Source organism: uncultured Tateyamaria sp. (assembly GCF_947503705.1).
GTDB lineage: Bacteria > Pseudomonadota > Alphaproteobacteria > Rhodobacterales > Rhodobacteraceae > Tateyamaria.
In genome coordinates this window covers 279,452-293,160 of the sequence record NZ_CANNES010000003.1, presented here as the reverse complement: position 1 = coordinate 293,160, position 13,709 = coordinate 279,452, and the positions used below count along the sequence as shown (strand labels likewise).

Here is a 13,709-nt window from a genome sequence, read left to right as displayed (position 1 = left end):
TGTCTATAAGATAGAGAGTAGTGCGCTCAGTTCAATGCGATAATAGCGCGGCAAAATAGGCATCTGCCCCACCATCCAGATGGGCCGCCCAATCCTCGTCCGGCTGGGCGATGGGGGCGGCGACCAGAGTGGCATCATACCACACCGACGGAGAGGCCGCGAGGGCCGCACGGGGCAAGCCGATGTCGCGCCACCCGTCAATGTGCGCCAGCGCCTCAAATCCCAAGGCACGGACCTCAAGGTCGGGGTCATCCTCCGGCCCGTCAATCAGCCAGCGATCGTCCCAGGTCTCGCCCACCTCGCACACTGTGTCGCGCACGGCGTTGTGTTCGCGAAACACCCAGACCGCCGGGCCATCAACCTCGATCTGACACCCGTCCAACGTGGTTGTCTGCCCTGCCCGCACGGCCGTCAGCGCACGGGTCACCGCCGCCCCACGCGGGGCATAGCCGCTGCCTGACACCCACGTCACCGAATGAACCAAAAGCCTGCGGGTGATCTCGTCCGGGTTCGTGAAAAACCGACGCTTGTCGAGGGCCACGACCCCATGCTGGATGGTGGCCACATCGCGGGCCGCCAAAAAGGTCTGCCAATCCAGCGCCTCACGGGCCTTGGTCATGTGGTGGGACACTTGCACCAACCCGTCAATGGTGATGCCCAGCGTGCCCAATACCGTCAGCGCATCGCGCACCTTTATCCGTTCATAATCGCGGTTTTCATTGCTGGGGTCCTCGCACCAGCTGATGCGCGCGGCTTGCAAATAGGTGCGCAGGGCGGCCCGCTCCACATGCAAGAACGGCCTGATCCAGGTGATCCCATGTGTGACACGGCGCGGAGCCATAGCGCTCAACCCGTCCACACCGGCCCCGCGCGCCAGGCGCATGACAAATGTTTCAGCCTGATCGTCAGCGGTGTGACCCAGCGCGATATGGCCGATGTCGTTGGCATAGGCCCAGTCGGCCATCAGCGCATAGCGAGCGTCGCGGGCATTGGCCTGAAAGTTGCCCTGCCCGTTCCATCCGGTCCAGTATTCCACGTGATGCGGCAGGTCCCAGCGGGCGCAAAGGTCTGTTACAAAAGAGATTTCCTGCTTTGCCTCGGGGCGCACGCCATGATCGACACTGACCACATGCAGCTCAATCTCATGATCCTTGGCATAGGCCACCAGGACGGCAAGAAGGGCCACGGAGTCCCCGCCGCCCGACACCGCGACACCCAGACGTTTCGGAGGCGTTTCCCCCAGCACGGCGGCCACGCTGTCGATAAGCGCGGCGCACATGGCTCAGGAACAACCGATGTTCTGGCGGGCCGCTTCGGCATCCGCAATAAAGGGGGTCGTGGGATAGCGCACGGCCACTTCCGAAAGCGTCACACAGGCCTCCTGGCTTTGGCCCAACCGGCCCAGGGCCGCCCCAAGGCGATACAACGCCTCAGGCGCCTGCGTGCTTTGCTGACCCAATGTAAAGGCGCTCAAGTAGGCGCGCGCGGCCTCGCGCACATCGCCCAGCCCTTCCAGGGCCTGACCGCGACGCAACTCAACCTCTATTGCAAGGGGGCCGCCCGGATAGGTCTCATTAAAGGCCGCAAACTGGTCTGCGGCGGCGCGAAAGTCACGGGCGGCGAGCGCCTCCTGCGCCCGCTCGAAATCCGCCTTTTCCTGTTCGGCCAATTGCGTTTCAGCTTGCGGGGCGGGTGCAACAGCCGCCGTCTCGGGGGCCGCCCCCCCACCCAGTGTCGAGGTCTGGCCAAGCTGCGTCACGTCGCCGCCTTCCAGCTCTACCAGACGAAACTCCAGATCACCGATCCTGTTGGTCCCGTCCCGCACGATCACGTCGATCCGAAATTCCAGCTCTTCGGTCTTGCCGGTCAGCCGGCGCAATTCCAGCTCGATCGCGTCAAGACGGGCCAGCGTATCGCCGCCGCCAAGCGACGTGTTGACGGTTCCCGTGGTGGACAACTCGCGGCGCAGCTTTTGGACTTCCACGTTCAGAACCGTCAGTTCCTGCCGAATATCGGCCAGGGTCTGATCCTGTGCTACCGCCGCACCTGGTCCCACAAGGGCCAGTGCCACGGCACCTGCTGCCAGAAATCGGATCATTGGCATCGCCCTTTACCCCGTCAAACCGCCAGCCAGCACTGTAACAGCACGGCGGTTCTTGGCATAGCATGTCTCGTCGCTGCACACTTCGATGGGGCGTTCCTTGCCATAGCTGACAACCTGCAAACGGCTTGCGGGCACACCTTGGCTCACCAGATAGGACCGGGCCGCATCGGCACGGCGCGCGCCAAGGGCAAGGTTATATTCACGGGTGCCTTGCTCGTCCGCATGCCCTTCGATCACGGCGGTGTAGTCACCATTGGACAAGAGCCAGACGGCCTGCCCATCCAGTGTCGCACGCCCTTCGGGCGTTAGCGTGGATTGATCCACTGCAAACAGAACCCGGTCACCTACAGCCTGTTGGAAATAGGCGGGCGATGCGGGGTCAGATGCGCTGCCCGGCACGACGTCACTGGCGAAGGGATCGGTCACCCCGGCCCCACCGGCAGGATTGTCAAATCGGTTGGGGTTGGTACATGCCGCCACAGCCAGAGCCGCGCAAAGCATCAAAGCAGATGTCTTAAGTTTCATGGCCTATGCCTCTTTTTGTCTCGATTATTTTTCTTTTTTTCATGTGTACCACGAACACGCGCCCAAGGGAACGGACGCTATGGTTGCAGCGGTCCCCAGCTAGGGTCAGAGCCGCCTTCGGGCGTGCGCACCGGGCGCAGGTTGCGGCCCGTGATGTCCACCGAATACAGGCTCGACCGCCCAGCCGCGCCTTGGGTTTCGCGGGCAAACATGATCACGCGGCCGTTGGGGGACCACGTGGGCCCCTCGTCGAGGAAGGAGGCGGTCAAAAGACGCTCTTCGCTGCCATCATTCCGCATCACACCGATATGAAACCGGCCTTTTGACTGCTTGGTAAAGGCAATGAGGTCCCCACGCGGCGACCAGACAGGCGTGCCATAGCGACCCTCGCCAAAGGAGATGCGGCGCGCCTCGCCTCCGCTGGCGGGCATCACATAAAGCTGCTGACTGCCCGACCGGTCGCTTTCAAAGACGATCTGACTGCCATCGGGGCTAAAACTGGGGGCCGTTTCAATCGAGGGCGCATTGGTCAGGCGGGTGGCCTGCCCAGTCGATACACGCATCGAATAGATGTCGGTGTTGCTGCCCTGGCTCACCGAATAGACGACCGTTTGGCCATCGGGGGCAAAACGGGGCGCAAAGCTCATCGTGCCCTGCTGGCTTTCCAATACCCGACGCTGGACCGATCCCACATCCAGCACATAGATGCGCGGAAAGCCGGTTTCATAGCTGGTATACAGGACCCGGTCGCCATTGGCGGAAAAGCGCGGCGCAAGCACAATGGCCTCGGAACCTGTCAGATACTGCACATTGGCCCCGTCATAATCCATGATAGCCAGGCGCTTGCGGCGCTCGGCCTTGGGGCCGGTTTCCGAGACAAACACCACACGGCTGTCAAAATACCCGCCCTCGCCCGTGATCCGGCTATAGACGGCATCGGCCACCTTATGGGCAATGCGGCGCCAGCCATCCGTCGTGCCCGCAAATTGCAGACCGTCGCCCAGTTCCGTGCCTGAAAACACGTCATAAAGGCGGAATTTCACGGTGACCTGATTGCCCTGCACACTCACGGCCCCCGTCACGAGGGCCTGGGCGTTGATCGCCTTCCAATCGGCATATTGCACCGGCGCGCCAAAGTCGCTGACCTGACTGATAAAGGCGCTGGCAGGCAATTCGCGAAACAGCCCCGTGCCGGTCAGGTCCGCGGCGATGACACGGGCCAGTTGGGCACCCATCTCAGCGCTGCCCGCAGTTTCGGGCACCAGATCAGGCACCGCAAAAGGCAAGGGTTCAATCACCCCTTCGGTGATCTCGATCCGCAAAGGTCCGTTTTGCGCCAACACAGGGGCAGCACCAAAAACCATCAGCAAGAAACAAAGTACTCGAACCATCATTTGATACGCATCCTTTCGGGATTGAACGTGATCTCGATTTCCCTCCATTGACCGTATTTTTCAATGGGCAATGGATATCCGTCGCCGGTGCAGCGGATGATTGCGCGCCGGGCGGCCTCATAGGCCTGATTGGCTGCGCTGGCCGACCCGCCCGTGCTTGAGACCATGCGCATCGAAGGGCCAACAGGGCGTCCCTCGCGGGTCATGTCAAAGCCCACCACAACGGTGGTCAGCAACGCCTCCGACGACAAGGACCCCACATTCCAGCAACTGGACACCGCCACACGCAACGCGTCCTTCTCCCCGGCAGACAGGGGCGGGCCTGCCGGAATGTCATCTTCACCGCCGCTCAGCGCCTCGCGCAAAGCGTCATTCACAGCCGTCGCCGTGGTGTCACTGGGCGCGGGCGTCTCAGCCGTCTGCGTCGCGGGCGGCGTCGGCCTGCGGCTTGGCGGTCTCAGCGATGTGGTGGGGGCGCCTGCGGGTTCCTCGGCCTCAGTCACAATCTCGGTGGCAGCCTCTTCGGGGGCGGTCGCCTCTTGCTCTTCAGCGGGGATTTCGGTGCCCTCGTCGGCACTCACCGCATCCTGTTCAACCGGATCAGGGGCCGCCTCCGGCTCCGGCGGGGCCACCGCCTCCGGGGCGACGCGGTCGGACGGGCGCGGCACGGGACGGGGCGCAATCTCAGGCACCAGGGCCGCAATCTCGGGTGGCTGCGGGGGGACGGGGGCGGTCTCGACGATCTCGGGCACCGGCTGAACCAGGGGCTCGGGCGTGTCAGGCACGGTTTCGGGCTCAGGCTGTGGGGCAATCTGGGGGGGCTCGGCCTCGACGACCGGATCAGGGGTCGGCGTGGCGACGGGATCAGGATCAACCTCTGGCGCCACGGGCAAGGCCACATCGGTGGCGGTATCAGGCTGCGGGCCCGTGGTCAAAAGCGCCTCAAAGGCCTCGGAAGAAATGACAGACACGTCGGTTGCCTCAAAGGGCAACGGCTCGGCCTGAAAGGCCCCGCCAAACAGGACCCAGCCAATCAGCCCCGCATGGCCAATTCCTGATATGACCTGACCCGTGTTCACCGCTTGCAGCCCCACATCGGCCTATTGCCCGTCGCCGTCCAGCGATCCATCCAAAGCCGGGCCGCCGATATCCGTCACCAGCCCGATATTGGCAAAACCACCCGCGTTCAGCGCACCCATCACCTGCATCACCTGCGCATAAGGCACCGCGCCATCGGCCCGCAGAAACACGCGGTCACTGGTCCGTTCGGCGGCAATGGCGCGCAGACGCGGCACAAGATCACTGCGGTCCACTTCGGTGGTCTGGATCTGCACACTGCCCTCAGCGGTCATCGTGATGGTCAACGGCTCTTCCTGGTCTACGGCCAAGGCACCGGCCGCCGTGCGCGGCAACTCGACCGGCACGCCCACCGTCAACAAGGGGGCGGCGACCATAAAGATGATCAACAGCACCAACATGACATCGACAAACGGGGTCACGTTGATCTCGGACATCGGCTTGGACCGGCGGCGACGCCGTCTGCGGCCCCCACCCTCGTCCTTGTCTATGGTCCCGGCGCCCACGGCTCAGCTGTCCAACTGGCGGCTGAGGATGGTGGCAAATTCGTCGGCAAAGGCCTCGTAACCGGACGTGATCGCGTCGCTGTCCGCGCTCAGCTTGTTGTAGAAAATAACAGCCGGGATCGCCGCCAACAGGCCCAAACCCGTGGCCAAAAGCGCTTCGGCAATGCCGGGGGCCACAACGGCAAGGTTGGTATTTTGTTGCTCTGCAATCTCGATAAATGCGTTCATGATGCCGATCACGGTGCCAAACAGGCCAATGAAGGGCGCTGAAGAGCCCACAGTGGCCAAAATGGTCAAACCGTTTTGCAGCTTTTCGCTCTGCTTGCTGATGGCCACGTCCATGCTGCGGTCAATCCGGGCCGTGGCCCCGGCAATCAGGCCCCCATCGTCTCGGTGCGAGCGTTGCCATTCGACCATGCCAGCGGCAAAGACCTTTTCGGCGGCCCCGTCCGGTTCCGGCCCGATCTGTTCAAACAAGCCGTCCAGCGGCTCCCCCGACCAGAAGGCCCGGTCAAAACGGGCGGCCTCGGTTCGTGCTTTGCGAAAAAGGATGTGTTTTTGCACGATGATGGCCCAGGACCAGAACGAGGCGAGGATCAACATGATCATCACCAGCTTCACGGTCAGGGTTGCGCGCATGAAAAGCCCCCACATGGAGAAATCAATCTCATGCGCCAGGGCAAGGGTGTCTGCTTCCATTTGCCTGCTCTTTGCTCGGTGGGCTCATTTGCGGCCCTTATTGCAGCCCAGCATAGCCCACGGCCAAGGGGAAAGCTATCACTTCGGCGTCAGAACGACCCTATTTGCCAATCATTGCGCGGATTTCCGCAGGCAGGCGCGTGGGTTTTCCGGCTGTGGTCATGCACACCGCCACCACATGGGCACGAAAGATCAGATCGTCACCCCGGCGCACCTCTTGATCAAAGGTCCAGCGGGCCGGGCTAGCGGCTTGGTGGGTGGTGACCACATCCAAACGGTCCCCCAGACGGGCCGCCCCGATATAGTCCGCCTCGACCCGGGTGATGGCAAAGACGATGCCATTTGCGCGCATGGCGTTTTGGTCCACCCCCATCTCTTCCACGATGGTAGAGCGGGCGCGCTCGATATAGCGCAGGTAATTGGCGTAATAGACAATGCCCGCCATGTCGGTGTCTTCGTAAAAGACGGTGATGGGAAAGCGATGGGCCATGGCGCGGGCCTCCTTGATCAGGTCACGGCCAATTTACGCGGCCCGTGGCCTTGTGCAACCCGGCTAAAGACGCACCAATCCCACATGACACCCGCGTCGCGGTTGCCCGGCTGAACCGACGCGCGGCGCTGGTGATGGGCCGGATGCCAGCCTGCGGCTGCAGCGGTGGCAATGACCTGACCCGCATCCCTGATCGGCGGGCAGCGCAGGGACAGGATCAACCGCCCCTCGGATGATGCCAAATGCCCCAAGCGCGCAAAGGCGGCCCGCCAGGCGGGTTCAGGCACCAAATGCCAGACCGCACAGATTGTGATCAGGTCATAGGGGCCGGTAACACCTTCCAGATCAGGCAATGCGCCCTGCCCCCATGCGGCTCCATCGGGCCACAGGGACCGGTCGGGTTCAACACAATCCACATCATATCCAAGGCTTGCAAACCACGCCGCATCCCGCCCCGTCCCCGCGCCCACGTCCAGAACCCGGGCCGGCGGCGGTGGAAACCAGTGCGTAAAACCAGACCAAATGCGCGCAGGGTCAATTGCGGCCCAGCGGATGCCGCGCGACTCAGCTGGCACGCATCATCCGCGCCGACAGGCGCAGCGCGTGACTGGCATCATCCGCCGCGACAGGCATCACCGGATCATAAGCGGCGCGGATCAGGGCCGCGATATCGGGACGCAAAACCGTCGTCTCTCCGGCCACGGCCAAGGGCGAGCGATCGCGAAACGCCAGATCAGACCAAAGCAGCATCGACTGGACAACCTGTGACAAGGCAAGCGTCTCGGCGGGAACTGCGCTCAAATGCCGGTCCATGCGCAGAAACACGAAACAGGCCTGAATGGCCCCCGCCGGGTCAAAGCGAAAGACGCGGTACTGGTTCGCCTCCGCGGCTTCCAAGCGTGCCACCAAAGGCTCCAGGTCAGGCACCAAACGATCCAGGCCCGGCACCTGCGGCAACTCCGCCCAATCATCAAAGAAAAACCACATGAAATTTGCGCCAAGCTCCGGGTCCGTCTCGGCCATCTCGTGCCCGGCCAATTGGCACACCGCCTCAATGGCGCCTTTCACAGTGCCCAGGGTCTGCTCTTGCACCCCAAACACCACCGGCGCCAAAGGGCGCCCCCAGCGGGCAAAGGTATAATCCCCGCTCTCGCGCCGAAACAGCGCCTCGATCTCATCAGCCGTCATCCGCCCTAATTCCACATCTTCTTTTCTTCAAAAATACTCCGGGGGGTGTGGGGGGCTGGCCCCCCGCCAACGCCCGCCGCAGGCGCAAACCATAGATTCACTCAAACAAATCGCCCGCAACACGTGGCGCATCCAGACCCAGATGCCGCCAGGCCCGGGGCGCCAGCATCCGGCCCCTTGGAGTGCGCTGGATCAGCCCCTGCTGCAAAAGGTACGGCTCGATCACCTCTTCCAACGCATCGCGGCTTTCGGACAAGGCGGCCGACAGCGTCTCGACGCCAACCGGCCCGCCACCATAATGCTCGGCCATCAGGCCAAGATAGCGGCGATCCGCCCCGTCCAGCCCCAGATGGTCCACACCCAACCGGGTCAACGCACTGTCCGCCAGTTCCTGCGTCACCCGGCCATCGCCATCGACAATGGCAAAATCCACAACCCGGCGCAGCAACCGACCCGCAATCCGGGGCGTGCCGCGCGCACGGCGGGCAATCTCGCGCGCGCCGCCTTCGTCCGCAGGGGCGCCGAGCTTGCGGGCATTACGCTCCACGATGGTGAACAGTTCATCCTCAGTATAAAACTGCAACCGCGTCGGAATACCAAAGCGGTCACGCAGGGGCGTGGTCAACAACCCCATCCGGGTCGTGGCACCAACAAGGGTAAAGGGCTGCAATTCGATGCGCACGGTCCGGGCGGCCGGGCCCTCGCCAATGACCAGATCCAGCTCGAAATCCTCCAAAGCGGGATAAAGCACCTCTTCAACCACAGGGTTCAGGCGATGGATTTCATCGATAAAAAGGACATCGCGGGCCTCCAGATTGGTCAGGATCGCGGCCAGGTCACCCGCACGGGCCAGAACCGGGCCCGAGGTCATGCGGAAATTCACGCCCAACTCGCGGGCCATGATCTGGGCCAGGGTGGTCTTGCCCAGACCGGGGGGGCCGTGAAACAGAGTGTGATCCATCGCCTCGCCACGTTGGCGGGCAGATTGAATAAAGACACGCAGGTTCGCGCGGGCCTCGGCCTGACCTACGAAATCCTCGAGGGTCTGAGGGCGCAAGGCGCGGTCATGATCCTCGGGCAAGGGGGCCGGGCGCATTGTGGGATCAGGGGCGTCAGACATTCACTTTCCCTCGTAAGGCGCACGCGTTGTGCGCTATCCCTAGCCCTTGGGGGCCAACAGTTTCAATGCTGCGCGGATCAGCGCAGGCGTATCCGCATCCGGGGCCTCACCGGCGGCCTGCGCCACGGCAGCCGCCGCATCAGACGGGCCATAGCCCAGATTGCCCAGGGCCGACAGCGCATCCGCCTGCGCAGTTGAGGCGGGCGCCGCCGTCACAACAACCGGCTCGATCACCTCTGCCTCGGCATCGCCCATCGCTTGGGCCACCGTACCGCCCATTGCCATCACCGACGGGGCCTTGTCCTTCAGGTCCAGCACGACACGCTGCGCAATCTTGGGGCCGATGCCCTTGGCCGCCTTGACGGCATTCCAATCGCCCAAGGCAATCGCACGGCTCACCCCATCAGTGCCAAGCGTGCCCAGAATGGCCAGCGACGCCTTGGCCCCGACGCCCTGCACAGAGGTGAGCAAACGGTGCCATTCCTTTTCAGCCAAAGTGGGAAACCCAAAAAGCTGCAACAGATCCTCACGTACCACCAGGTCGGTAAACAACGCACAAACCTGACCGACACCGGGCAAGGACGCCATCGTGCGCTCGGAACAATAAACAATATAACCAACGCCGCGCACATCGATCAAAACGTGATCGGTGGCGCGGTAATCAATACGGCCCGTGATCTTGCCAATCATGCGCGCACCTTTGCCACGGCAGCGGCCAGCGCCCCGCCCGCCTGATGGGAATGACAGATGGCAATGGCCAACGCGTCCGCCGCGTCAGGCCCCAGCAATTGCACACCCGGTAACTGTACGCGGACCATATGCGCCACCTGTCGCTTGTCCGCATGACCCACGCCCACAACCGTTTTCTTGACGGCATTCGGGGCGTATTCGCCTACGCTCAACCCCGCGCGGGCCAGTGCCAGCATGGCGACCCCGCGGGCCTGGCCCAGCTTCAGTGTCCCGGCCCCGTCTTTGTTCACAAAGGTCTGCTCAATCGCCGAGGCATCGGGCGCATGGGCGATGATGACGGATGTCAGTTGTTCAAACAGGCTCAGCAGGCGCAGCGGCAAATCATCGCCCGTCGAGTGGCAAACACCATTGGCCACATGGCGCAACCGGGGGCCATCGGCGTCGATGACACCCCACCCCATGTGGCGCAAGCCCGGATCAATTCCCAAAATACGCATGTCACTTGCCCGCCCTGTGCCCGTTCAAGCCCTTTTGGTGGCTTTTTTAACGCAGTAGCACGAAAGGCGAACATCCGCCAAGGGTTAACAGTCACCAGCCATTTTCGACATCGGCCGTTCCAGTTGCGACAAGGGCCTGCAAAGAAGGGTCAAATTCGCCATCTGCATGTCGAAAACCGACGCGCAAAGACACGGGATTTTGCATTATGTTACGGTGGGTTAACCAAAAAAAGACGTCATGCAAAAAACGCATGGCACGTATGAAATTTCACGACTTGTCGGATGTTCTCACTCTGCCTAAATGCGCAGCACAAGGCCGAATGGTTCGGCACTGACACTAGATAAAAGGACTGCTGCAATGGCTGCTTTCGACACCACCCGCTCTACTTATGGCGCTGCCCCCGTTGCAGGCCAAATCACCGGATTCTTCACCGCCATGATCGCGACATTCGTGGCCTGGAACGACGCCCGCGTGACCCGCAACACACTGTCCGGTCTGACCGACCGCGAGCTGGACGATATCGGTCTGGTCCGTGGCGACATCGACGACGTGGCAAACGGCCGCTGAACGTCTGACGCCCTCCCCGTCGGACAGGCCTGCAAAGGCAAAGCCGCGTGACCCAAGACGGGTCCGCGGCTTTTTCATGTCTGAAAGGGCGGAAAAAACGGGCCAGCAGCAGCCCACCCGTTCCGGCATGTCGTTTAGCGGATCACCGGCGCGATAATGCCTGCCAGAAACGCCGTGGCCGGATCAATCGCCATCACCTGCGCGCCCACCTGTTCCAGAGACGTGCCCTGGTTCAGTTTTGCGACCCGTTCGTTATAAGTGATGTCGCCCAGCGAGGCGAGCATGAAGCCCTTGAACACAAAGAACCCCAGAACCAACAATACCAAACCCTTGAGGGGGAAGAACCGGCCGGCGCCGCCGCGCTTGGCCTTGACCACGACCAAACCGTCGCGGCGCATTTGCATGTCATAGCCCTTCGCCATAGCCGCATGTTTGCGGCCCAACGTCGAAAGGCGCTTTTGAAAGTGAGCTTCAGTCTCAACCATGGCAGCCTCGTTAACTTCGAAACAGGCCCCCACCGTTCGATAGGCTGAATGTGCGCTCCAATTGTGGCAAAATCTGGGCAAACCGTTCAAATGCCCTTAAAAACCGTGGTTAATTACGGCGTTTTCTGGAGCGTGAGGGTGGTCCATTCACCAATCTCGCCCCGATGCACCAGACTGTTTCCAGCTTGTGCATAAACCGCGATCACATCATCGGCCTGTTCGTTCAGAATGCCCGAGAGAATCGCATAGCCCCCGGCATCCAGCCGCGCCGTCAGATCCGGTGCCAGCGCCACAAGGGGACCTTTCAAAATGTTGGCAAAGATCAGATCAAAGGGTCCGGCCAGCTCCGGATGGTCAAATCCGGCCGCCTCGACCACGCGCACCCGGCCTTGCATGTCGTTGGCGCGCAGGTTGGCTTCGGCCACCTCAACCGCCTGAATGTCGATATCGCTGGCCAGCGCCTTTTCGGGCCAGATGGCCGCAGCCGCCATCGCCAGTACCGCCGTGCCACACCCGATATCGACGACCCGCTTGCCATGAAACCCCTGTTCGGCCAATCGGTCCAGTGCCTGCAAACAGCCCAGGGTCGTGCCGTGGTGCCCGGTGCCAAAGGCCATTGCCGCCTCGATCAGCAGGGCAATTTTATCCTCGGGCACCTTGTCCGCATCGTGGCTGCCATAGACAAAAAAGCGGCCCGCCTCGACGGGGGACAATTCGCGGCGCACATGGGCAACCCAATCGGTTTCAGGCAACTCGGATAATGTAAAGGGCTTGGCTCCCATCGCCGTGGACAGGATCAGCAGGGCCGTCTCGTCAGGGCTTTCGGTGAAATAGGCGCCCACTTCCCACAGGCCCGATCCGTCCTCGACCTCGAACACGCCCACACCAGTGGGCTCAGGCGCCATCCGCTCCAATGCGTCGCCCAGGGCGGTCGCGGCGGCTTTGCCGGTCAAGGTCGTCAGGGCGGTCCATGTGGGCATTATCGTCTCCGGTATCTGTCGATGTTGGGCCAGGGGCGCGGGGGTGCGGGTGTCACTTTGCTGTCCGGTCCCAGGCGCGCCACATAGTGCCAGCCCCAGACCGCCGCAACCCCGCCCATGATCACACCGGCCACAGCCTGGCCATAAATCACGCCCGCCGCCCCAAAAGGCACGGCCAAAAGGGCGGCAGCAGGCCAACTCAGCGCCCCGTCCTTGAGCCAGTTGAGCAAGGTGGACCGGCTTGGTTTGCCCAGATTGTTGAAGGCAGAGTTGGACACAAAGAGCGCCCCCACAAAGACAAAGCCGCCCACGCCCACGTATGTGAAGGCGTGCAAGACCCCTGCCCCCTGCCCCGTCAGACCAAAGGCGTCGATGATCAGCGGCGTGACCGCCACCAACAGCGCCCAGGTCACCAGCGTATAGATCAGGCAAAAGATCAGGGCGTCGCGATACGTACTGCGCACCCGGTCATAATGCCCTGCGCCAAAGTTCTGGCCAAAAATGCCCCCGATGGATGCCGACAGCGCAAAGATGCCGCCAAAGGCCAAAACCGTTAGGCGGCCCACCACGGCCCAGGCCGCCACCGCATCGTCCCCAAAAGGGGCCATCACGATGGTCAGGAAATAGTTGCCCGCAGGGGTGGCCATCTGCGTGGCGATCCCCGGCACGGCCACAGCCATATAGGGCGTCCAGTTCGCCTTGACCGAGGCCCAGGTGGGCCGGGCCACCAGATCATGCTGGTAGACCGCAAAAAACAGGGCCAAGCCCATCAGACAAAAGCGAAAGAGGATCAGCCCAAGGGCCGCCCCGTCCAGACCAAGGCCCAGATAAACGATCAAGATCGGGTCCACGACCATGAGGAACGCACCGGAAAACAGCGTCACATACATCGCCTTGGCGCCCAGACCTTCGGCGCGCAAGGTCGCCGACACGGTCAATGCCACGGCCATGGGCACCAGCGACGGCATGGTCCACAACAAATAGCGCGCCGCCAGAACCGCCGTTTCGCCCGTGGCCCCGGCCATGCGGACCAGTTCGTGGCGCAACAGGATCACGATCAAGGCAAGGGCCGCCTGGATTGCGGTGGCCGTGGCCGCCGACGCCCCCGCCTGGGCCCGCGCCGCCGCCCGGTCCCCTTCGCCGATGCGGCGCGACACAAGGGCGGTGCTGGCGATCATCAAACCCACGCCGGACGAGACAGAAAAGAACTGGATGGCATAGGCAAAGCCGATGGCCGCGACCAGTTGCGGCTCTCCCAATTGCGAAATCCACAGCAGGTTCGCCGCATCTACCAGAAAAACAAAGGTAATGCCAAAGGCGCCCGTGGCCGTCATGCGCACCACATGGCCCATGGTGGAGCCGCTCAGAAATCGCCCCTCTGCCATC

The 13,709-nt window shown here is 62.6% G+C and carries 17 protein-coding genes; 1 reads left to right on the top strand and 16 read right to left on the bottom strand.

Annotation, left to right across the window (positions count from 1 at the left end; translation table 11 throughout):
- Window positions 1-31 precede the first annotated feature (31 nt).
- The 13 genes from tilS to ruvC form a co-directional block, all read right to left on the bottom strand.
- Complete coding sequence (gene tilS, locus Q1A44_RS10070; protein WP_299623860.1) at window positions 32-1,279, bottom strand: tRNA lysidine(34) synthetase TilS; 1,248 nt, start codon at window positions 1,277-1,279, stop codon at window positions 32-34.
- Between the two features lie 3 nt (window positions 1,280-1,282).
- Window positions 1,283-2,104 (bottom strand): tetratricopeptide repeat protein, encoded by an 822-nt coding sequence (locus Q1A44_RS10065; RefSeq protein WP_299623857.1) that lies wholly within the window; start codon window positions 2,102-2,104, stop codon window positions 1,283-1,285.
- A 6-nt stretch (window positions 2,105-2,110) separates the two neighbouring features.
- Window positions 2,111-2,629 carry a peptidoglycan-associated lipoprotein Pal gene (gene pal / locus Q1A44_RS10060; RefSeq protein ID WP_299623854.1) on the bottom strand — a complete coding sequence of 173 codons (519 nt, stop codon included), beginning with the start codon at window positions 2,627-2,629 and terminating at the stop codon, window positions 2,111-2,113.
- A gap of 77 nt (window positions 2,630-2,706) precedes the next feature.
- Window positions 2,707-4,020, bottom strand: coding sequence for a Tol-Pal system beta propeller repeat protein TolB (gene tolB, locus Q1A44_RS10055; RefSeq protein WP_299624241.1), 1,314 nt, complete (start codon window positions 4,018-4,020; stop codon window positions 2,707-2,709).
- A complete protein-coding gene (locus Q1A44_RS10050) occupies window positions 4,020-5,117 on the bottom strand; it encodes an energy transducer TonB (RefSeq protein WP_366942600.1) in 1,098 nt (365 codons plus the stop codon). Before Q1A44_RS10050 ends, tolB begins: the two co-directional genes overlap by 1 nt.
- A 6-nt stretch (window positions 5,118-5,123) precedes the next feature.
- Window positions 5,124-5,606 (bottom strand): protein TolR, encoded by a 483-nt coding sequence (gene tolR / locus Q1A44_RS10045; protein ID WP_299623851.1) that lies wholly within the window; start codon window positions 5,604-5,606, stop codon window positions 5,124-5,126.
- A 3-nt stretch (window positions 5,607-5,609) separates the two neighbouring features.
- Window positions 5,610-6,305 carry a protein TolQ gene (gene tolQ / locus Q1A44_RS10040; protein WP_299623848.1) on the bottom strand — a complete coding sequence of 232 codons (696 nt, stop codon included), beginning with the start codon at window positions 6,303-6,305 and terminating at the stop codon, window positions 5,610-5,612.
- A gap of 100 nt (window positions 6,306-6,405) precedes the next feature.
- On the bottom strand, window positions 6,406-6,795 hold the full coding sequence (locus tag Q1A44_RS10035; protein WP_299623845.1) for a YbgC/FadM family acyl-CoA thioesterase: 390 nt from the start codon (window positions 6,793-6,795) through the stop codon (window positions 6,406-6,408).
- A gap of 17 nt (window positions 6,796-6,812) precedes the next feature.
- Entirely contained in the window at window positions 6,813-7,370 is a 558-nt protein-coding gene (locus Q1A44_RS10030; RefSeq protein ID WP_299623841.1) for a bifunctional 2-polyprenyl-6-hydroxyphenol methylase/3-demethylubiquinol 3-O-methyltransferase UbiG, read from the bottom strand.
- Window positions 7,360-7,983, bottom strand: a complete 624-nt coding sequence (locus Q1A44_RS10025) for a hypothetical protein (protein ID WP_299623838.1) — start codon at window positions 7,981-7,983, stop codon at window positions 7,360-7,362. Before Q1A44_RS10025 ends, Q1A44_RS10030 begins: the two co-directional genes overlap by 11 nt.
- A 97-nt stretch (window positions 7,984-8,080) precedes the next feature.
- Window positions 8,081-9,103, bottom strand: coding sequence for a Holliday junction branch migration DNA helicase RuvB (gene ruvB / locus Q1A44_RS10020; protein ID WP_299623835.1), 1,023 nt, complete (start codon window positions 9,101-9,103; stop codon window positions 8,081-8,083).
- 39 nt (window positions 9,104-9,142) lie between these two features.
- The gene (ruvA, locus tag Q1A44_RS10015) at window positions 9,143-9,793 is read right to left on the bottom strand and encodes a Holliday junction branch migration protein RuvA (RefSeq protein WP_299623832.1); all 651 of its coding nucleotides are present in this window, start codon (window positions 9,791-9,793) and stop codon (window positions 9,143-9,145) included.
- Window positions 9,790-10,290, bottom strand: a complete 501-nt coding sequence (ruvC, locus tag Q1A44_RS10010) for a crossover junction endodeoxyribonuclease RuvC (RefSeq protein WP_299623829.1) — start codon at window positions 10,288-10,290, stop codon at window positions 9,790-9,792. Before ruvC ends, ruvA begins: the two co-directional genes overlap by 4 nt.
- Before the next feature lie 358 nt (window positions 10,291-10,648).
- Between ruvC and Q1A44_RS10005 the strand changes: the two genes are divergently transcribed.
- Window positions 10,649-10,858: a DUF1127 domain-containing protein gene (locus tag Q1A44_RS10005; RefSeq protein ID WP_299623826.1), complete on the top strand. Its 210-nt coding sequence runs from the start codon at window positions 10,649-10,651 to the stop codon at window positions 10,856-10,858.
- A 134-nt stretch (window positions 10,859-10,992) separates the two neighbouring features.
- Here Q1A44_RS10005 and Q1A44_RS10000 read toward each other — a convergent pair whose 3' ends face one another.
- The 3 genes from Q1A44_RS10000 to Q1A44_RS09990 form a co-directional block, all read right to left on the bottom strand.
- Window positions 10,993-11,343, bottom strand: coding sequence for a hypothetical protein (locus Q1A44_RS10000; RefSeq protein ID WP_299623823.1), 351 nt, complete (start codon window positions 11,341-11,343; stop codon window positions 10,993-10,995).
- A 113-nt stretch (window positions 11,344-11,456) separates the two neighbouring features.
- Window positions 11,457-12,323 (bottom strand): 50S ribosomal protein L11 methyltransferase, encoded by an 867-nt coding sequence (locus Q1A44_RS09995; protein ID WP_299623820.1) that lies wholly within the window; start codon window positions 12,321-12,323, stop codon window positions 11,457-11,459.
- Entirely contained in the window at window positions 12,323-13,708 is a 1,386-nt protein-coding gene (locus tag Q1A44_RS09990; RefSeq protein ID WP_299623817.1) for an MATE family efflux transporter, read from the bottom strand. The genes Q1A44_RS09995 and Q1A44_RS09990 overlap by 1 nt, the downstream gene beginning before the upstream one ends.
- Window position 13,709: the final 1 nt, after the last annotated feature.